Genomic DNA, 20,212 nt, shown 5'->3' with positions numbered 1-20,212 from the left:
CACCCTGCCCTCTCCCAGACGGGAGAAGGGTTCCCCGCGGCTTTATCTGCAGCCGGCCGGCACCGGCCTCAATAGCAAGAGACAAATTCCCGATAGACCCAGCCCACCACATGGTTGCGGCCGCGCGGGCTGATCAGCGCCCAGGGCCGGCCGCGCTCGTCGAACGAGGTGTTCATCACCCTGATGCCGGCGCCGTTCGTGACGCGGCCGATGATCTCGCCGTTCGGCGTCTCGCGGATGTTGAGCGGCGTGCCCGTCGGATCGGTGACGGCGCAGCGGCTCTGGGCGAAGGCCGGCGCGACCGCCAGGCAAGTGGCGAGCGCGGCGGTGATGAGGCCGAGGCGGATGGCGGTCATGAACTAATCCCCTGATCGTCAAGCGGCACGCCCCGCGCCGTGACACGCCTGTGCAATGGCGCATTCAGGGCTGCTTTCGCCTCAGAAAGCGATTGTTTCTGTTTTGGATCAGATCATCTGACATTCTCTGCTGTTCCCGATAAAATCGGAAAGCGGCATACTGCGTTCACCTGATGTAGGTGAGAGAGACAAAAGCCATGACCGCCCCGACCAGCCTCACCCTTCCTGCCGGCGTCGTCGTCAAGGGCGCGCTCGCCGAGCGTTATGACGAGGTCCTGAGCCATGACGCGCTCGCCTTCGTCGCCGGGCTGCAGCGCCGCTTCAACGAGACCCGCAAGCGCCTGCTCGCCGTGCGCAAGGAGCGCCAGAAGCGCTTCGACGCCGGCGAGACCCCGGATTTCCTGGCAGAGACCCGCCATATCCGCGAGGGCGACTGGAAGGTCGCAGCCATCCCGGCCGATCTGCAGGACCGCCGCGTCGAGATCACCGGCCCGGTCGACCGCAAGATGATCGTCAACGCGTTGAATTCCGGCGCCAAGGTCTTCATGGCCGATTTCGAGGACGCCTCCTCGCCGGTCTGGGCCAACATGGTCGAAGGCCAGATCAACCTGAAAGACCGCTGGGCCGGCAGGATCGACTTCACCGAGCCGAGCACCGGCAAGGCCTACAAGCTCAAGGACAAGCCGGCCGTCCTGATCATCCGCCCGCGCGGCTGGCATCTGCCGGAACGGCATATAGAGATCGACGGCGAGATCGCCTCGGGCGCGCTGGTCGATTTCGGCCTTTACATGTTCCATTGCGCCAAGGCGGCGCTGGCGCAGGGCTCGGGCCCGTATTTCTACCTGCCCAAGCTCGAGAGCCATCTCGAGGCCAGGCTCTGGAACGATGTCTTCGTCGCGGCGCAGACCGCGCTCGGTCTCAAGGCCGGCACGATCAAGGCGACCGTGCTGATCGAGACCCTGCCGGCCGCCTTCGAGATGGACGAGATCCTCTACGAACTGCGCGAGCACATGGCCGGCCTCAATTGCGGCCGCTGGGACTACATCTTCTCCTTCATCAAGAAGCTCGCCCGCAACAAGGCCTTCGTCCTGCCCGACCGCTCGCAGGTGGTGATGACCAAGGCCTTCCTGCGCGCCTATTCGCTGCTGCTGATCAAGACCTGCCATCGCCGCGGCGCCTTCGCCATGGGCGGCATGGCGGCGCAGATCCCGGTCAAGAACAACCCCGAGGCCAATGCCGCCGCCTTCGCCAAGGTCAAGGCCGACAAGGAGCGCGAGGCCGGCGACGGCCATGACGGCACCTGGGTCGCCCATCCCGACCTCGTCCCGGTGGCGATGGAGGTCTTCGACCGGCTGATGCCGCAGCAAAACCAGCTCGACAAGCTGCGCGAGGATGTCGAGGTCAGCCGCGAGCAGCTGCTGGAGGTCCACGAGGGCAGCCGCACCGAGGCCGGCTTCCGCGAGAACATCCGCGTCGGCGTGCAGTATCTCGAAGCCTGGCTGCGCGGCCGCGGCGCGGTGCCGATCTACAACATGATGGAGGATGCGGCGACCGCCGAGATCAGCCGCGCCCAGATCTGGCAGTTCGTCCAGTACGGCGTTGCCCTCGAAGGCGGCACCAGGGTCGACGCCGAGCTGTTCAAGCGCTGCCTGGCCGAGGAAATGGGCCGGGTGAAAAGCGAGCTCGGCGCGCAGGCCTACGACAAGGGCCGCTTCCCCGAGGCGATCGACCTGTTCTCGAAGCTCTCGCTGGCGCCCGAGTTCGAGGAGTTCCTGACCGTGCCGGCTTACGCAAAGCTGGGCTGAGATCACGGCCGGCGCTGCACGCGGCGCCGGCCGTTTACCAAACGTAAAACATGCGCTGAACGCAACCCCCCGATGCGGTCGAACCGGCAGGTCTTAATATTCCCTTAGCGGCCCGACTCTAGCCATAGTTGCATGCCGCCCGAAAGGCGGCACTGGCTATGCATGGGATGAGCAGATGACCGCCGGACCGCGACGTTCCTCTGCCCATGGGGCTTTGCTCCGTAGCGTCAGCATCACCACGCTGACGCTGGCTTGCTGGGCAGCTTCGCCTGCCTCGGCCGCGACTTACACAGCGAGCAGCCAGGCGGAGATGGTCACCGCTGTCCAGGCCGCGAACGCCGATCCTGATCCAACCGCGACGATCAGGATTACCGGCAATTTTATCATGTCGACGACCAGCTTTGTTCCGCCCACCAAGCCGATCACAATCGACACGCAAGGCTTCACCATTTTCGGCACTGACGGTGCCGGTGGAACCCCAGGCGGCTACATTCACATTGTAGAAGACATAGGTGGCGGCCCCGGGTCGTTCACGATTGTGGGCAACTTCGTGGGCGGAAACGCCATATCAGCGGACGCAGGCGCGGGCGCACAGATTCGGCGCAGTGCAACAGTGACCAACAACGGCGTCATTCAGGGCGGAAACAGCACGGGCGCAGGCGGCGGAGCGGGCGTCGACCTGTTCACGCCGGGCGCCGATGCATTCGTCAACAACGGCATCGTCCGCGGCGGAACCGGCCCGACCAACGGCACAGCGGGGGATGGCGCAGGCATCTGGGTTCGTACTGCACCCATAAACCCGATCATCAACACCGGCACAGTCGAGGGCGGCGCCGGAGCCGCTGCTATCGTCTTGAATGCAGCCGGCACGATCCTGGACCTCGTTAACAGCGGCACGATCCGCGCCGGTGCGGGCCACGCCAATGCGATCCAGTGGTCGAGCGGCGTTGCCCCAACAACGGGCAGGATCAACCTCGAGCTGCAGGCCGGCTCGCAGATCATTGGCAATGTCGTTGCGAACCCGACCGGGCTTCTCGACACCCTGCGCCTTGGCGGCAGCGCCGACGCCAGCTTCAACGTCTCGGCCATCGGCCCGGCGGCGCAGTACCAGAACTTCGACGCCTTCATCAAGACCGGCACCAGCACCTGGACGCTGACCGGGACGGCCACCACCGCGATCCCCCTGTCGGTCGAGCAGGGCACGCTGCTGGTCAACGGCTCGTCGCTCGGCAACGTGGGCGTGCTCGTCGGTGCGACGCTCGGCGGCACCGGAACCATCAACGGCAACGTCACGATCGACAGCAACGGCACGCTGGCGCCGGGCGCAGCCGGGGTGACGCCGGGGACGCTGACGATCAATGGCGACCTGACCCTGAACAGCGGCGCGCTGCTCAACTATAATCTCGGCCAGGCCGGCGTTCCCGGCGGCCCGCTCAACGACCTCACCAACGTCAACGGCAACCTCACCGTCGCTGGCCTGCTGAACGTCACGACCGCACCGGGCGGCAGCTTCGATCCCGGCATCTACCGCATCTTCAACTATACCGGCACGCTGACCGATAACGGCCTGACGGTCGGCTCGGCGCCGACCCCCGACTTCTTCGTGCAGACCGGCGTTGCCGGGCAGGTCAACCTGGTCAACACCGCCGGGCTGACGTTGCGCTTCTGGGACGGCGCGACGGACGGGCGAAACAACAGCGTCATCGGCGGCGGCAACGGCACCTGGCTGGCCGCCTCCGGCAACAACAACTGGACGAACGAGCTCGGCGTCCCCAACGGTGGCTTCGCTGCCGGCTCCTTCGCCGTCTTCGCGGGTACGCCCGGCACGGTCACGGTCAACACCGGCCTCGGCCCGGTCATTGCCTCCGGCATGCAGTTCGTCACGAACGCCTACGTCATCCAGGGCGGCGACATCACCCTGACCGGCACGCAGGCGGTCATCCGCGTCGGCGACGGCACCGCGAGCGGCGCCTTCACCCAGGCCACGATCGCGTCCAACCTCATCGGCAGCGCCCAGCTGGTGAAGTCCGATCTTGGTACTCTCGCCCTCACCGGGACGAACACCTATAGCGGCGGCACGCTGATCTCGGCCGGCACTCTGACGCTCGGCGATGGCACCACGAACGGCTCGATCGTCGGCGATGTCGTCAACAACGGCAACCTGTTGTTCAACCGCTCGGACGCCGTCAGCTTCGGCGGCGCGATCTCGGGCACAGGCATCGTCACTCATAGCGGCACGGGCTCGACGACGCTCACCGGCGTCAACACCTATGCGGGCGGCACCGAGATCGCCGCCGGCACGCTGATCGGCCAGGCCACGAGCTTCGGCAGCGGCCGGATCAGCAACCTTGGCGCGCTGATCATCGATCAGCCGACCGACGCGACCTTCGCCAACCGGATCACCGGCAGCGGTTCCTTCACCAAGCGCGGCGCCGGCAGCCTGACCCTTACCGGCTCCAACATCCTCTCCGGCCCGACGACGGTCGAGGCCGGTAAGCTCTCGGTCAACGGCACGCTTCTGCTTTCGCCCCTCACCGTGCTCAGCGGCGCGACGCTGGCCGGTTCCGGCGCGGTCGGCTCCACCACGATCCAGGCCGGCGCGACCATCGCGCCGGGCAACTCGATCGGCACCTTGAACGTCGCCGGCAACCTCGTGCTGGCGCCGGGTTCGCTCTATGAAGTCGAGATCGGCGGCAATGGCACGTCCGACCGGATCGCCGCGACCGGGATCGCTACCGTCACCGGCAGCCAGGTCGGCGTCACCGCGCTCGACCCGCAGACCAGCTACATCAGCGGCCAGCGCTACACGATCATCACCGCCGCCGGCGGGGTCAGCGGCACCGTCGCCGGGGCGGTCTCGCGCTCGGCCTTCCTCGACCTTACGGTCGATCACCGGCCCAACCAGGTCGACCTCGTCATCGCGGTCAAGGGCTCGCCGCCTGTGACCCCTCCCGATCCGGGCACGCCACCGGTGACACCACCCGGGCCGGGCACTCCTCCCGTCACGACGCCGACTGCCCCGCCGGCGATCTTCGGGACCGTGGCGCAGACGCGCAACCAGTTCGCCACCGCAGGCGGGCTCGACACACTGCCGCAGACAGGCGGGACGCTGGCGCTCTACAACACCCTCCTGATGCTCGACGCGCCCTCCGCCCGCCAGGCCTTCGACGCGCTCTCGGGCGAGATCCACGCCTCCGCCAAGAGCGCGCTGGTCGACGAGAGCTGGCTCTTGCGCGCGGCGGTCAACGACCGGCTGCGCTCGGCCTTCGGCGCAGTCGGCGCCAGCCCGATGGCGACGCTGAACTACGGCTTTTCCGCCGACCTCGCCCCGAGCGCGACCGGGCCGATGCCCAGGCTCAGGAGCGACCGCTTCGCCGTCTGGGGCCAGGGCTACGGCTCCTGGGGACGGACCGACAGCGACCGCAACGCCGCCAAGCTGACGCGTTCGACCGGCGGCTTCCTGATCGGCGCGGATGTCGCGGTGGTCGACAGCATGCGCCTGGGCGTCGTCGCCGGCTACAGCCGCAGCGAGTTCGACGTGAATGCGCGGCTCTCCTCGGGCGAGAGCGACAACTACCATCTCGGTCTCTATGGCGGCGGCCAATGGGGCGCGCTCGGGCTGCGCCTTGGGGCGAGCTACACCTGGCACGCCATTGAGACCCGCCGTACCGTCGCCTTCACCGGCTTCGGCGACGGCCTGAAAGCCGGTTACGACGCCGGCACGGCGCAGGTCTTCGGCGAGCTCGGCTACCGGATCGAGCTCGGCAAGGTGGCGCTCGAGCCCTTCGCCGGGCTGGCCTATGTCAACCTGCACACGGACGGGTTCAGCGAGACCGGCGGAGTGGCGGCGCTGACGGCCCGCAGCGACGACACCAGCCTCGGCTACTCCACGCTGGGCCTGCGCGCCTCGACCAATCTCGGCCTGCAGGGCATGGACCTGACCCTGCGCGGCGGGCTGGCCTGGCGCCATGCCTTCGGCGACGTCACGCCGACCGCAGCGCTCGCCTTCGCCGGGGCCAGCTCATTCACCGTCGCCGGCCTGCCAATCGCACGGGACGCTGCCGTCGTCGAAGCCGGGCTCGACCTCGCGATCAGCAAAAGCGCCGCGCTCGGCCTGGCCTATACCGGCCAGCTCGCCAAGGACGCCCAGGACCACGCCTTCAAGGCCAACCTCGCGGTCAGGTTCTGAAAGAGGGCTTGCGAGGGGCGACGGCGCGCATGGCTACTTGCCGAGGCCGAGCAGCTTACCTTCCTCTTCGGAAGACAACGGCTCGGCGCCGCGTGCGCTGAGGAAGGCCTCGGCGCTCGCATCGCCGCTCGCCGGCGCATAACCGGTCGCCGGCGGGGCCTTGGCGGCGAGAAATTCCGTGCGCCAATTGCCACCATCACGGCAATCGACCGCGTCCCAGCCCGGCCCGGCGGCATGCGTCAGCGTGTACTCCCGGCAAAGCCGCCCGTCTCCGAGCTTGTAGGACGCGATCACGCGCAGCTTGCCGTCCGCAAGGCTGACTTCTCCGCCGCTGGCCGCTTGCGACAGGGCCGCATCGATACCGCCGCGGGAGAACCCCGCCAGCGCGATGCCTGCATCGGGCCGCCCGGCGCTGCCCGCGAGATAACCCGCCAGTCCACCAGCCATGACCAGGAAGCTGGCGGCAAGCGGCAAAGCAAGGCGCGGCCAGCGGCGTGCCGAAGGCGCCTCGAAAACCGCCGGCTTTCCGCCTGCGATCACCGAGAGGCGCGGTGCGGCCGGCGGGCTGCCCGCCGCGACGATGGCCGCCACGAGATGATCCGGCACCGCTTGCGGCTCCGCCCTCTCCCCCTCCAGCAGGAAGCGGGTTTCCGCCAGGATCGCGAAACGCTCTGCGAGATCCGGGTCGGCGACGATGCGCGCATGCAGGCGCTCGGCCGCATCCGGGGCGAGTTCGCCATCCGCCAGTGCGACCAGGTCCTCGTCGCTCACAGCGAGGTTCGTCATGTCGGCTCCATTCCCAGTCTTTTGGCCAGGCCGAGGCGCGCGCGCGACAAGCGGCTCATCACCGTCCCGATCGGGATCGAGAGCCGGTCGGACGCGTCGCGGTAACTCAGGCCATCGACGCAGACCAGCAGCAGCAGGTCACGCTGCTCGGACGGCATCTCCTCCAGCGCCTGCTGGACCGAACCGGCCGTCAGGGCCGTCTCGGTGACCTGCCTGCCATCCTCGCCCTGCAGCTCCGGATGCAGATCCAGCGTCTCGCTGGCGCCCTCCCGCCGCCGCTTGCGCAGCTGGTCGATCCAGAGGTTGCGGGCGATGCTGAAGAGCCAGGCGTCGAGCCGCGTGCCCTCCTGCCATTGCGCCTGCGCCCGCAGCGCCCGCTCGCAAGCGGCCTGCGCCAGATCCTCCGCCTCGCTCGTCGAGCGCGTCAGCGTCATCGCGTAGCGCCGCAGGCGCGGCAGCAGCGCAATCAGCTCGGTCGCAAAGGGCGACAGCGCCGCCCCTGGCGAAGGTGCCGGATATCCCCGCTGATTGATGCCGGTCTCGTGCATTGCCCTGGCCCGCCTCCGTCACGGACTGCAGGAGAGGCGGCCCCAGCCGAAGACCGGGTCGTGCCCGGGTTCGCCGAGGTCCCGCGCCGCCACCGACAGGGCAGCGAGCAGGGTCTCAGGCCTGGCCGCGTCGTCTCGCACCATCCGCTGCGCAAAGGCGAGGGTGACCAACGGCGCCGCGTAGGAGGTGCCCGAGCGCGGCGCAGTCGGGCGCATCGCCTTGTCGGCCATCTGGATGCGCACGCCCGGTGCAGCGAAGGCGATATGGCTGCCGCGATTGGCACGGGCATAGATGCGCTCGTCGCGATCGATCGCGGTCACCGCGACCGCCCAGGAATAGGCGGCGGGATAGCGCGCCTCGGCGCCCGGCCCGTCATTGCCGGCGGCTGCGACGAGCACGGCGCCGCGCTCATGCATCGTTCGGCCGATCTGCTCGACCAGCACGTTGGCCGGCCCGGCGAGGCTGAGATTGACGACACGGACATTGCGCTGTGCCAGCAGGTCGAGCGCGCCGACGAGATCGAAACTGTCGGCATTGTCGCCGCCGCCGCGCCGATGGAACGCATCGACCGCGACGACACGCGCCTGACTATCGGCCTCGGCGCCGCGCGTGAGCAGGATGGCGACATCGGTGCCGTGCTGCTTCAGGGCGGCGCGATGATCCGGGCCGCGGATCATCTGCGTCTCGACCGCCCTGCCTGAAAGAGCCGGGTGATCAATGTCGACGCCGGTGTCGACCATGCCGATGGTGCCGCGCGCGGAGCAGGTGCCGTCGATCCGCGCATCCTGCGCCACCAGCGAGAAGCACTGGTCGTCGGAGCAAGGGCGGGCGGCGCCGCGATAGAGATGATTGAGGTCGACCAGCGCCGACGGCGCGAGCGTGCGGACACGCTCGACGGCGCGTTGCATGGACAGCCGGGCGGGCGCCCGCAGCCGCACTGTCAGGTTGGCGAAGAGGCCGAGATTGCGCTGCGCGACGACGCGGAAGCCCTCTGCCTGCAAGGTGTCGAGTTCGGCCTGCGTCAGCCCGGCGGCGACGATCTCGCGTGGCACGGCGGTCGCTGCCGGTCGTGGCGCGCTGCGCTGCGCGCGGCGCGGCTGGCTCGTCTCGATCCCGAAGAAACGCAGCAGGCGCCCCGGGTTGATCCGTTGCTCCCCGCCGGTGCGGAAGCGGCTCGTGCTGCCGCCGCCACCGCCGGGACCACCGCCCCCGCTCCCTCCTCCTCCGCCACCGCCACCGTCGTCGCCATCATTGTCGTCCGCCAACGCCGGAAGGATGCGGCCCGCGCCATCCGGCAGCCCCAGGAAGGGCGCGCCGGCGAGCGCAAGGCCGAGCAGCGAGGCTCGCAGGGCGGAGCGAAGGCGGCCGCGGTTCATGCCGCAACCTTCTCGCGCCGAAGCCGGATGCCGACGCCGATCATCCTGATCGCGTCCTCGGCAGCCCGGCGCAGCAGCTTCTCCGATTCCGCGATCGCCTCCTCCAGCGTGCAGGGCCGCTTGAGGATGCTGGCGAAGGCGTCGATCCCATGCTCGAAATTGATCCGGACCTTGCCGCGCCCGATCGTGCCGGCCAGTGCAATCACGGGGATGCCGCGAGCCCGCGCCTGGCGCGCGACCTCGGCCGGGATCTTGCCGAAGGGCGTCTGTTCGTCGAGGCAACCCTCGGCGGTGATGACGAGATCGGCGCGGCGCAGCATACTTTCGAAGGAGAGATAACGCATGACGATGTCATAGCGTGGGTGGAGCGTCGCGCCCAATAGCGCATGCAGTCCGGCGCCGAGCCCGCCCGAGGCGCCGCAGCCGGGAGCTGTCGAAACATCCCGGCCGGTCGCCTCCCGCAGCCTACCGGCATAGGTTTCGAGCGCCGCTTCCAGAATCTCGACCTGCTCGGGGCTGGCGCCCTTCTGCGGGGCGAAGACCCGAGCCACGCCGCGCGGGCCGAGCAGCACATTGTGCCAGTTGACCGCCGCGTCGATCCTGACGGTGTCGAGACGCAGATCGCGGCCGGCCAGATCGATGCGGGCGAGTTTACGCAGCGCTGCGCCACCCCGGCCGATCGGCGCGCCTTGCGCGTCGAGCAGGCGGATGCCCAGGGCTTCGGCCATGCCGGCACCGCCATCGTTGATGCCGCTGTCGCCGCAGCCGAGCAGGATGCGCTCGGCCCCGGCGTCGAGCGCGGCCACGATCAGCTCGCCGACGCCATAGCTGGTCGTCAGTGTCGGATCGCGCCGGTCGCGCGGAACCAGCGCCAGGCCGGCCGCAGCCGCCATCTCGATCACCGCCGTCTTCGGCCCAGCCCCGCCAAGAAAGCCGAAATGCGCCGTCACGGGATCGCCGACCGGTCCCGTCACGGTGCGCTCGTGCAGAGCGCCACCGGTCACGGCACAGAGCGCCCGGGTGAAGCCCTCGCCGCCATCGACCAGCGGCGCCAGCATCGTCCTCGCCTGCGGCATGGCAGTCTTGACACCCTGGGCAATCGCCCGGGCCACATCGCTGGCGTCCAGGCATTCCTTGAAGCCGGAGGGGGCGATCAGAATATTGAGGGTCATTGCAAATCCTCTCGAAATCCCGAGGCCGTCAAACGCCTCTGCAGCTAAAAACGACGGCTCGCGCGCCTTATTCCGTTGCCGGCTCAAATAATTCCGCGGGAGCGAGATCAGCGCAGGGAAAGACCGGCCAGCGGCCAGATCCAGAGCGAGAAGACCAGCAGCAGCGCGCCCATCATCGGAAGCAGCAGCAGCGAGAGCCGCACGAGATCAGCAGGCCGATAGGTCTCGTGCTCGAGATCGGCATAGAGCGCGACAGGCTTGGCGCTGACCGGCAGCGTCTGGCAGAAGCCGGTCCCCATCACGATCAGGATGGCGATGGCGCCGAAGTCGTAGCCGAGTGTAACCAGGGGCGGCGCCAGCAACGGGATCAGCACCGTGGCCCGGGCACTGCGCGAGGTGATCAGCAGGTGCGACAGCAGGGCGACGACGGTCACCAGCGCTGCGACCGCCGCAGGGTGCGCCAGGACATCCGATGGCAATGCGGCGAGCAAAGGCTGCAGCAGGCCGCTCGCCGCGCCGGTCTCGATCAGCGCCTGCCCCATCAGCGTGGTCGCGGCGAGGAAGAGGATGAGTTGCCATTCGACGGACTTCACCGCCTGCTTCATCGAGATCGGCGCGAAGGGCTTCAGGGTCAGCCCGATCGCGCCGCACAGCGTCACCAGAGCGGCGTCGACGCCATGCAGCGGCTGCGTGCACCAGCCGGCGACGACAAGAGCCACGAGCGCTCCGACATAACGTTGCCGGCCGGAGAGCGGCTCTGCCGTGGCCGCCGGCAGCCTGATCACCTGTGCGCGCTCTGCCGGGCGCAGGAAGGCGAACAAGATGATGAAGGCGGCTCCGAAGCTCGCCAGGATGGCGAGCGGCATCCCGAGCAGCAGCCAGCCGAGATAGCCCTGGCCGGGGCCGCCACTGCGCTGGATCATCTCGATCGCGATCAGATGGGCGCCGGCGCCGATCAGGGTTCCCCCCGCCGAGAGCAGGATCACGGTCGGGAACAGCAGCGCGAGCGCCCGCCTGATGCGCCCATCCTCGATGGCGGCGGCCAAGGCGAGGTAGACCGGGAGCAGCAGCGCCGCACGCCCCGAGGTCGAGGGCACGAAGAGGGCGGTCGCGACGATCACGCCGGTCGTGGCGAGAAACAATGCGCGCACGGACCGGGCGCGGTTGAGCACCGCCGAAGCCAGGCGCTCGGTGAGACCGGAGGCGCGCAGCACGGCCGCGATGATGAAGGCGCCTATCAGCAGCCAGGTCAGTTCGTTGCCCAGTGCCGCATGCAGATTGCGGGCGGGCGTCAACCCGCACAACACCAGAGCAGCGGCGGCCGCCAGGGCGATCAGCGTGTCGTCGATATCGGTGAGGCACCAGCCGACGATCGCGAGTGCGAAGACGATCAAGGCCATCCTCGCCCGGACATCGAGCGGCAGGCCGAACCAGATGGCGGCGCCGAGGCCGGCGGCGATCAGGATCGGCAAGCCCAGCCGGAGCGCTGCCCGGGCCATGCGCCAATGATCGGAACGGAGGTCGCCGGCCATGGTGAGCTCGGCGGATGAGGAGGGAGAGAGCATCGTCATGGCAACGGAAACGTCGCGCAGGCGCACTTATTCCCAAGTGAGGATCGAGAATCTCTTCGCCAAATTCAGCGATTGGCGCATCGCAAGGCGTTGCAGCCGCTGCACTCCACACGGTCGCCTCGATCGTTTCGTCCCCGCCATCGCCTTCGGGCACGACAAAGGAGGCGCTTTGGCACCCCAGAATTGCTTCGATCACGGGTTTATTTTTGAAATAAATAGCTCGCTTCAAAACAATATAATTGTCGCTTTAAGAACAATAAATCGGCCAGCATCATATTACCCAAGCTACTTCGGTTGATCTGAATGCGATTACTCTTCCGGCTTCGATCGAGAGGAGCGGGTTCATGGCCGAGATCGTGGGAACGGCTGGACGCGATACGTTGCGCGGGACGAGCGAGGCGGATCGCATCTGGGGGCTGGCCGGGGACGACGATATCGACGGTGGCGCTGGTGACGACCTCATCGACGCTGGCGCCGGAAACGACGTCGTCAGAAGTGCAAGCGGTTATGACCAGCTCTATGGCGGCGACGGCTTCGACCGATTGATCCTGGTCGGGACGGGCGGCGCGGTCGATGGTGGCGCCGGTTACGATGCGCTCTTTGTCGATGCCTCCTCGGCCACGGACGACGTGAGTTTCGACGGCGCGAGCGGCCAGGGCATGATCGGCAGCGACCCTGCGACCGCTCAGCCCATCGCCTTTCAGGATGTCGAGTGGGCCGCCGTCACCACCGGCGGTGGCAACGATACCGTGATTGCCGGCGATCTCGATCGCCTCATCGCCAGTACCGGCGACGGCGACGATCGCATCGAGGGCGGCGACGGTGCCGACGAGTTGTCCGGCGGTGCAGGCGACGACGAGCTGCATGGCGGGGATGGCGTCGACACCCTGAGCGGCGGAGCCGGCAATGACTGGATCGCCGGCGGAGCCAGCTATGACGATTTGTCGGGCGATGACGGCGACGATGTACTGTTCGGCGGCGATGGCCTCGATTCCCTCCACGGCGGCGCCGGCAACGATTATCTGAATGGCGGCGCCGATAACGACACGATGGATGGTGGCGCCGGCGACGACATCCTCAAGGGCGGGGCCGGCGACGACAGCATCGCAAGCTGGGAAGGCAGCGACGTCATCGACGGCGGCGAGGGCAATGACCGGATCACGCATCTCTCGCCGCGCGGCACCGAGCCCGAGGCCGCGACGATCAATGGCGGCGCCGGAGACGACTGGATCCGCGCGGATGCCAACGACACCGTCAATGGCGGGGACGGCAATGACCGCCTCCTGTTCGGCCTCGGCGACCGGCCCGGTCCGCTCCACTTCGACGCGACGCTGGGCTGGATTCCCGGCGGACCGATCTATGCCAGCATCGAGAATTTCGGGCTGGAAAGCGGGGCTTATGACGACACGCTGCGCGGCGCCGATGGCAGCGACCGCTTCTCCGCCAACGGTGGCAACGATCTCCTGGAAGGACGAGGCGGCGATGACGAGCTGATCGGCGGCTTTGGCGACGATCGCCTGATCGGCGGCGCGGGCAATGATCGGCTGGTCGGTCAGCCGGGCACCGACGAGCTGAGCGGCGGCGACGGCGCCGACGTGTTTCACTGGAGCGTCAGCTACGATACCCCGGGCAGCATCGATCGTGTCGTCGATTTCAACGCTGCGGAGGGCGACATTCTCAGCTTCCTCATCGACGCCAACGGCGATCTCGCCTCGATCCGCGACTACGAGGATTTCCTTGTAGCCTCGCGCGACACGGAGGCGGGCGTGATGGTTACGCTCGACGGGTTCGAGGATGCGGCCATCCTGATCGAGGGCGTCTCCCTCGCCGAGATTTCCGCCGCCAACCTGTCCTTCACAGCCATCGACTTCTGAACCACGCGGTGCGCCCATCTCCGATCCTGCGCTGCCGAGATGGGCCAGGAAACTTAAGCGTGCACCACAGAAGCCGGCCGCGTCCGGTCGACCGCGACCGACACCACGCGAACTTGCGGTGCCGATCCACAACATGATGGAGGACGCCGTGACCGCCGAGATCAGCCGCGCCCAGATCTGGCAGTTCGTCCAGTACGGCGTCGCGCTCGAAGGCGGCACCAGGGTCGATGCCGAGCTGTTCAAGCGCTGCCTGACCGAGGAAATGGCGCGGGTGAAAAGCGAGCTCGGCGCCGAGACCTACGATAAGGGCCGCTTCCCCGAGGCGATCGATCTGTTCTCGAAGCTCTCGCTAGCGCCGGAATTCGAGGAATTCCTGACCGTGCCGGCTTACGCGAAGCTGGGGTGATCCAGCGGCCCGCACCGCTCGGACGGGTGGCGCGGGTTTACGCTTGGATGCTCGGTAATGGATTTCGGCCTTTGCCCGTTTTTAGATAGATTGCTGAAGGTCGTGGGGCGCCTCTCAGGTGTCGCAATCGCGCCACCTGCGGACATTGGTCCATTGCCCGAAAGCAGACATTGCCAAGTGGTGGCCTGACTTCTGTTCCCGACCGTTTCCTGACATCTGTCCCTATTGTACAAAGGGCCAGAATCGCCGCTGGAACGCCATGGCCACCCCTTACGCCTCCCGTCCCCGGCCGATTTTCGTGTAAATGAAGCAGGCACTAGGGTCTAAACTCAACGGGCGTATTGTGATTCAGTGGTCTCATGGTGGAGGTTAGTTCCATGAGCCGCTTGTTCTGGTTGAATGACAAGCAGTGGTCGAAGATCGAGCCGTTGTTGCCGCATTACGGCAGCCCGCCTCGGGCCGACGACCGGCGCATCCTGAGCGGGATCGTCCATGTTCTTCGGTGCGGCTGCCGCTGGTGCGACTGCCCGGCGGAGTACGGCCCTTACACGACCGTTTACAACCGCTTCAATCGCTGGTCGCGAAAGGGCATCTGGCAGAGCATCTACGCGGCTTTGACTGGAGATGAGCGCACCTCTCGGCAGCTCCTGGTCGACAGCACCCACATCAAGGCGCACCGCTCGGCGGCCGGTGCCGAAAAAGGGGGGAGCAATGTCAGGCGATTGGTCGCTCCCGCGGCGGTCGAACAACTAAGATCCATGCCCTGAGCGACGGCAAGGGCCGGCCTCTCGTCCTGGCGCTCACGCCCGGACAGGCCGCCGACATCAGGATGCTGCCCGTCATGCTCGACGCCGCCCCGCCGGCAAACGAGCTTCTGGCCGACAAGGCCTATGACAGCGACAGTGTCCGCGAAGACCTCCTCGGCAGAGGAATGCGCCCGGTCATCCCGAACAAGGATGACCGCAAGTTCCTCCACCCCTTCGATCGCAAACGCTATCGCGGCCGCAACGCCATCGAGCGCATGTTCTGTCGTCTCAAGGACTTCAGGCGCATCGCCACCCGCTACGACAAGCTCGCCAGGAACTATCTGGCCTCCCTGTGCCTCGCAGCTCTCGTCTCTTGCTGGCTCCGTTGAGTCTCGACCCTAGGGCGTTGGTCTTTGCAACGCGACTTGCCCGGCAGCAACCTTCCAATCGCTGGCCTGCTTCGCGATAACGAAAAGACTCACGCCTCGGACGGGTGGGGCCTGCTGGCCGTCACGGCTCGTGATTCCGGTGATTTCCCAGTTGAAATGGACTGTCACGGCGTCGGTGCCGAGGGGACGGACCGCAACGCTGCTTGTATTCATGGTTGTCGTCTTGGCCCAGCCACTCTGCTCCTTGTCGAGAAATCCCTGAATTTCGCTGCGTCCTTTTAACCGAGCCGCTGCAACCGTGACCCAATCAGCATCATCGGATAGAGCCTCCCCAAACGACTTCATGTCGTGTGCATTCCAGGCTCGCGCGAACACATTGACCAATTCGTCGGGACTGCGCGTCTGGGCACCGCCGGTCGAGGCGAATGCGAGCAGCGCCAAAAGACTCAAGGAAACAACCCTCAAGATGGAACGCATAGAACAATCCTTTTTTGTGAGGTGTTACGGCTTCGCTTTGCTAGGCTTGGCCTTGCCGTCATTGTTTCACAGTGAATCTGATCGAACCGCCTACCTAGTCCGGCACGTTGTCGGCCAGCCGCGTGTTCTGGAAGGAAAGGATCTTCCACTCCCCGTCGCGCTTGGTGAGGATCAGGGTGTTGCGGCTGCGCACGACCTTGTCGGGCTGCCGCGTGTCTCCCGTCAGCGTGCTCCAGAGATGAACGAGGGCGACGTCGGGAGCGAGGAAGTGGATGCTGTCGATGCGCTTGCGCTGAGCGCTGTCGCGAAAAACGGTCTTGTGAACCTCTGCATGTCCCTTTTCGACCATGTCGCGGCTGAGCCATTTGGCACCGGTCCAAGCGATGAAGATGCAGTCCTCGTGGTATAAGTTGGCGAAGGCTTTCATATCATGAGTGTTCCACGCGGATTCCCAGGCGATGAACAACTCCGCGATCGCGACTCGGTCCGCCGCTTCAGAGGGGCGGGCCAGATCCGACGCCGGCACCATCTGGGCGCGCGCCGCCTGCGTCGAGGCCATAGCGAGCTCCAGGACGGCGATGATCAGGACCGCAAGCCCTCTTAAGGTGTGGCGCCACGGTGCCCTGCCGCGGTTGTCGGCGCGGATGGAACCGAGAGGATGGAAATTCCGTGCCATTCCGTGTCTCCGAAACTGGTTGCGGGTGGGCGCGCCTGCGGCTCTCAGCCAAAGAATGGATCTGATGCGGCCCCTGGTAACGAGAACGGCCTGAAAGTCGGACGAAATCGGACGAAACCCTGGCGATGGCGGCCGAAACCGGACGATGCTGGAGCGGCGGCTGACCTTGCGGTAGATTGATGCCGGGGAGCCCCGAGGGCTTCGCCTAAGGGGGAGCCTCCGATGGACAGCCCGGCTGTGACGTCGCTTCGCTTGAATGGTCGCGTCATCGACCTTCAACTCGGATCGGTCACGGATGGGGCGGGCCGGACGGCCACGCTGCGGCCGCAGGCGGCGGCGGTTCTGAAGCTGCTCGCGGCACGGCCGGGCAAGCTCGTGAGCAAGGACGAGCTGAGCCAAGCGATCTGGGCCGGCATCGCGGTGACCGACGACAGCCTGGTCCAATGCATCAAGGACATTCGCAGAACGCTCGGCGACGAGAAGCACAGGATCATCCGGACGGTCCTCAAGCGCGGCTATGTGTTGGAGACGGGCGCGCAGCCTTCGAGGCTTCGGCGCCATGGGCTGCTCGCGGCGGCCGTCGCGCTGCTCGCCGTCGTGTCGGCCGCGGTCTGGCTCGGCAGGTCGGCACCGGTGGCGGAGGCTCGGCCGTCGATCGCGGTCCTCGCCTTCGACAATCTCTCCGACGACGCCAAGGACGTCTTCCTCTCCGAGGGCTTCGCCGAGGACATCATCACCGAGCTCGCTCGGCACCGGGAAATCCCGGTCCTTGCCCGCAGCAGCTCCATGAGCCTGCGTGGGGCGGACAAGGCACCTCAGAACGCCGCCCGGATTCTGGGCGTGCGCTATATCCTCGACGGCTCGGTGCGGCGCGTCGGCGATGCGCTGCGACTGACGGTCCGGCTCGTCGAGGGGCCTACGGGCACCACGCTGTGGAGCGGGCGCTACGACATCACAGCCGCTGGTATCGTGTCGACGCAGGACGAGATCGTCGACCGCATCGCCGGCATTCTGTTCTCGGAGGTCCGCGAGGCAGAGAAATCGCAAAGCCTGCGCCGGCCCCCGCGGGATCTGGAAGTCTACGCGCTGGCGATGCGGGGGCTGGCGCTCAAGCATCGCTTCACGGCCGAATCGTATCGAGAAGGCCGCGCCGCGCTGCAACGCGCGATCGAACTCGATCCGCTCTACGCTCCGGCTTATGCCTATCTCGGCTATCTCGACGTCACCGATATCGCGGGACGCTATACCGGCGAGCGGCAGCGCGAAGATATCGGTGCCGCCTACGATCTCATCCGCAAGGCGATAGCTGTCGATCCGACATTCGACTACGCCTATCAGGCGCTGGGCAACGCCCATTTGCTCAACGGGCGGTACGAAGAAGGGCTGCAGGCTCTCGACAAGGCCGTAGCTCTGGCCCCGAACGCCGCCGAGAACCAATTGCTCCGGGGCCGCGCACTGGCAGCGAACGGTCGGTTCGAGGAAGCAGTCGCCGCCGGCGAGCGGGCGTTTGCGCTCAATCCCCTAGCTCCGACATTCTATCATGGACTGCATGGCCTTTCGCTGTTCGCCGCCGGCCGGTACGCGGATGCCGTGGCCATCACCCAAACCTGCGTCGACCGCCAGAGCTATTTTCGCGTTTGCTGGGTGGCGCGGATTGCGGCGTTGCAGTCGCTCGGGCGCAGTAACGAAGCCAAGGCTGCGGCGGACGACTTTCTGGCCCATGCACCCGGCTACACGCTCCAGAACGCCAGGATGGTGCTCGGTTTCCGCGACGACGTCTCGATCGATGACGACGCCCTGGCGGCGCTGCGCACCAGCGGCGTGCCGGAGAAGTGACCGCATGCCGAAGATCACTGCCTTCCTCCTCGATAAGCTACCCATTTTCCTGGAGGGCGCCGAATGAAGGACCACAGGGCAGACGGCAGTTTAGTCGTCACCAGACACCGATGGAAGAATGTCTCAGACGGGTCGGAACCAGCCATTCCACACACGCTCGCGGGATCGGTTATGACTTTATCCCCGCCCTCCCAACCTCCCGTATACTCGCTCGCATCCCATCCCCGAGGGGCGGCCATCCGGAGGCATGTCGTTTGGCGGGGTGGGTGCGGCGCCTGCGGCCGGGTTTGCACCCCGGACTCGGGAGGCTTCGGGAACCGACCTGGGGGTACTACGGCCCCTGCGCGAGGAGCTCGCTAGCTGGACGGCCCGCCGATGACCAGCCGTCCGGCCGCCGACGCGACGACCCGATGAGGGGCACTGGCGAAGGCGGCGGGCGGGATCGGCGGAGCGTCCGAATGAAGCGCGGCCCGGGGTTTTAAATCGCCGATGGCGGAGCGCCACGGGGCGTGCGGGGGGTGGCTCAACCCCTTCGCGCCGCTTCCTGGCTCAATGGAAGCGGATACCAAACCGCGCCTCGCGGCGCTCCGCTGCCCCTCATATTCAAACGCCCGCAGGATGAGCCTGCGGGCGGGGATGGCGCGTGCTCGAAGCAAGAGCGCGGGATCCCCTCTCCTGGAAGGAGAGGGGTAGGGGTGAGGTGTTCGGGAGCGGAATCGCTGGCCACAACGTCGCCGCTGTGAGCCCTCGCGGAACTGGTCCAACGGCCTACACCTCACCCTGCCCTCTCCTTACAGGAGAGGGTTTTGCGTCGGGGTTCCCCGCTCATCCCACAGGAAGAGTGTCGCTCCTGCAACAAACCGTCCTTGCCCGGCGCAAGAATTGGCACCCTGGCCTTTGAAACTTGCCGCCGGCGCGCCTATCTCGCCTCTTTTCACCGGAGCAAGACCATGCGGCTTGCCACCCTGCCCGTCCTTTGTGCCCTCGCCTTGCTCACCACCGACCCCGCCCGCGCCGAGCCGCTGAAGCCGGAGCGCCGGATCGAGGCCACCTCCGATTTTGCCGGCAAGAAGGGCAAGGCCGCCAACGACATCAGCGGCATCGCCTGCCGCCCACCCGCCGGCGGGGAATGGCGCTGCCTCGTCGTCAACGACGAGAGCAAGGCGGCCCAGTTCGCGACGTTGACGCAGACGACGATCCGGCCCGAGCGTCCCCTGCCGCTCATCGGCGACGCCACCCCCGCCGCAAGCGGACCCCAGCCTGCGATCGGCTGTCCCAAGCAGGGCTCTTTCGGCGAGTTCGACGGCGAGGGCGTCGCCTATGCCGATCGCACTTTCTATATGGTCGCCTCGCATGGCTGCTCGCGCCATGGCGGCGAGTACCGCCCCTCCTCCTTCCTCCTCGCACGCATCTCACCGGGCAACGGCCAATCCGGCCCGCCCGAGCTGAGCTGGCGTGTCTCCGACCTTCTCGGCGCGGCCAGCGAGGTCGCGCCCTATCTCGGCAAGCCGCTCGGCGCCGAAGCGAATGGGCTCAATATCGAGGGCCTCGCCGTCGTCGGCGATCGGCTCTGGCTCGGCCTGCGCGCGCCCTCGCTCGATGGCCGTGCCTTCGTCGTGGGCGGCAATCTCGCCGAACTGTTCAAACCGGGCAGCGAACCGGCGGCGACCAAGCCGCAGCTCCTTGCCTTTGCAGCCGGAGCGCAGCGCGGCGTCCGCGATCTCGCCCCGCTCGCCGACGGACGCCTCCTCGTGCTGGTCGGCCCGGCGCAGGACCAGGAGGTGCCCTACGCGATCCTGCTGCTCGACCCGGCCGATCCATCGGCTACCCGCGAACTCGGCGAGCTGCGCCAGCGCAAGAATGCCAAGGCTGAGGCGCTCACCGTGCTCGCCGAGGAACGCGACGAATTGCGCGTCCTCGTCGGCTATGACGGGGTCAAGAACGGCGAGTTCGAGGAGTACCGGCTGAAGCTGCGCTGAGGCGCAGGCGAGTGGCCTTCCCTGC

16 protein-coding genes are annotated in these 20,212 nt (G+C 67.1%); 7 read left to right on the top strand and 9 right to left on the bottom strand.

Annotated features, from left to right (window positions below):
* Window positions 1-68 precede the first annotated feature (68 nt).
* Entirely contained in the window at window positions 69-356 is a 288-nt protein-coding gene (locus ACSQ24_RS01385) for a peptide-binding protein (RefSeq protein ID WP_436092955.1), read from the bottom strand.
* Window positions 357-553: 197 nt separating this feature from the next.
* Between ACSQ24_RS01385 and aceB the strand changes: the two genes are divergently transcribed.
* Window positions 554-2,161, top strand: a complete 1,608-nt coding sequence (aceB, locus tag ACSQ24_RS01380; protein WP_436092954.1) for a malate synthase A — start codon at window positions 554-556, stop codon at window positions 2,159-2,161.
* 285 nt (window positions 2,162-2,446) lie between these two features.
* On the opposite strand, the gene ACSQ24_RS01375 is transcribed toward aceB, so the two are convergent.
* Window positions 2,447-2,596: a hypothetical protein gene (locus ACSQ24_RS01375; RefSeq protein ID WP_436092953.1), complete on the bottom strand. Its 150-nt coding sequence runs from the start codon at window positions 2,594-2,596 to the stop codon at window positions 2,447-2,449.
* A 178-nt stretch (window positions 2,597-2,774) separates the two neighbouring features.
* On the opposite strand from ACSQ24_RS01375, the gene ACSQ24_RS01370 reads away from it, so the two are divergent.
* Window positions 2,775-6,350, top strand: coding sequence for an autotransporter domain-containing protein (locus ACSQ24_RS01370; protein WP_436092952.1), 3,576 nt, complete (start codon window positions 2,775-2,777; stop codon window positions 6,348-6,350).
* 33 nt (window positions 6,351-6,383) lie between these two features.
* Here the strand turns inward: ACSQ24_RS01370 and ACSQ24_RS01365 are convergent, their stop codons facing one another.
* From ACSQ24_RS01365 to ACSQ24_RS01345, 5 genes are all read right to left on the bottom strand, one after another.
* A complete protein-coding gene (locus ACSQ24_RS01365) occupies window positions 6,384-7,136 on the bottom strand; it encodes an anti-sigma factor family protein (RefSeq protein WP_436092951.1) in 753 nt (250 codons plus the stop codon).
* Window positions 7,133-7,684, bottom strand: a complete 552-nt coding sequence (locus tag ACSQ24_RS01360) for an RNA polymerase sigma factor (protein ID WP_436092950.1) — start codon at window positions 7,682-7,684, stop codon at window positions 7,133-7,135. The genes ACSQ24_RS01365 and ACSQ24_RS01360 overlap by 4 nt, the downstream gene beginning before the upstream one ends.
* 18 nt (window positions 7,685-7,702) lie before the next feature.
* On the bottom strand, window positions 7,703-9,061 hold the full coding sequence (locus tag ACSQ24_RS01355) for a S8 family serine peptidase (RefSeq protein ID WP_436092949.1): 1,359 nt from the start codon (window positions 9,059-9,061) through the stop codon (window positions 7,703-7,705).
* Entirely contained in the window at window positions 9,058-10,233 is a 1,176-nt protein-coding gene (locus tag ACSQ24_RS01350) for a glycerate kinase family protein (protein ID WP_436092948.1), read from the bottom strand. Before ACSQ24_RS01350 ends, ACSQ24_RS01355 begins: the two co-directional genes overlap by 4 nt.
* Window positions 10,234-10,340: 107 nt before the next feature.
* On the bottom strand, window positions 10,341-11,765 hold the full coding sequence (locus tag ACSQ24_RS01345; protein WP_436092947.1) for an SLC13 family permease: 1,425 nt from the start codon (window positions 11,763-11,765) through the stop codon (window positions 10,341-10,343).
* Between the two features lie 383 nt (window positions 11,766-12,148).
* Between ACSQ24_RS01345 and ACSQ24_RS01340 the strand changes: the two genes are divergently transcribed.
* From ACSQ24_RS01340 to ACSQ24_RS01330, 3 genes are all read left to right on the top strand, one after another.
* Window positions 12,149-13,678: a calcium-binding protein gene (locus ACSQ24_RS01340; protein WP_436092946.1), complete on the top strand. Its 1,530-nt coding sequence runs from the start codon at window positions 12,149-12,151 to the stop codon at window positions 13,676-13,678.
* A gap of 118 nt (window positions 13,679-13,796) precedes the next feature.
* A complete protein-coding gene (locus ACSQ24_RS01335) occupies window positions 13,797-14,084 on the top strand; it encodes a hypothetical protein (RefSeq protein ID WP_436092945.1) in 288 nt (95 codons plus the stop codon).
* A gap of 377 nt (window positions 14,085-14,461) precedes the next feature.
* Window positions 14,462-15,219, top strand: a protein-coding gene (locus tag ACSQ24_RS01330) for an IS5 family transposase (protein ID WP_436092944.1) whose coding sequence is annotated in 2 segments (ribosomal slippage) — window positions 14,462-14,779 and window positions 14,782-15,219 — 756 coding nt in all. Because the reading frame shifts where the segments join, the coding sequence is not laid out codon by codon here.
* 9 nt (window positions 15,220-15,228) lie between these two features.
* Here the strand turns inward: ACSQ24_RS01330 and ACSQ24_RS01325 are convergent.
* On the bottom strand, window positions 15,229-15,696 hold the full coding sequence (locus ACSQ24_RS01325; protein WP_436092943.1) for a YybH family protein: 468 nt from the start codon (window positions 15,694-15,696) through the stop codon (window positions 15,229-15,231).
* Window positions 15,697-15,790: 94 nt separating this feature from the next.
* Window positions 15,791-16,372 (bottom strand): SgcJ/EcaC family oxidoreductase, encoded by a 582-nt coding sequence (locus tag ACSQ24_RS01320; protein ID WP_436092942.1) that lies wholly within the window; start codon window positions 16,370-16,372, stop codon window positions 15,791-15,793.
* Window positions 16,373-16,594: 222 nt separating this feature from the next.
* Here ACSQ24_RS01320 and ACSQ24_RS01315 point away from each other — a divergent pair, with 222 nt between their 5' ends.
* Together ACSQ24_RS01315 and ACSQ24_RS01310 are read left to right on the top strand one after the other, a co-directional pair.
* A complete protein-coding gene (locus ACSQ24_RS01315) occupies window positions 16,595-18,208 on the top strand; it encodes a winged helix-turn-helix domain-containing tetratricopeptide repeat protein (protein ID WP_436092941.1) in 1,614 nt (537 codons plus the stop codon).
* A 950-nt stretch (window positions 18,209-19,158) separates the two neighbouring features.
* Window positions 19,159-20,187, top strand: a complete 1,029-nt coding sequence (locus ACSQ24_RS01310) for a DUF3616 domain-containing protein (RefSeq protein WP_436092940.1) — start codon at window positions 19,159-19,161, stop codon at window positions 20,185-20,187.
* The last annotated feature ends 25 nt before the right edge of the window (window positions 20,188-20,212 follow it).

Origin of the sequence: Allobosea sp. LjRoot237 (assembly GCF_964253285.1) — a bacterium.
Lineage (GTDB): Bacteria > Pseudomonadota > Alphaproteobacteria > Rhizobiales > Beijerinckiaceae > Allobosea.
The sequence above is the reverse complement of the archived record's forward strand: the minus strand, read 5'-3'. Positions and strand labels throughout refer to the sequence as shown.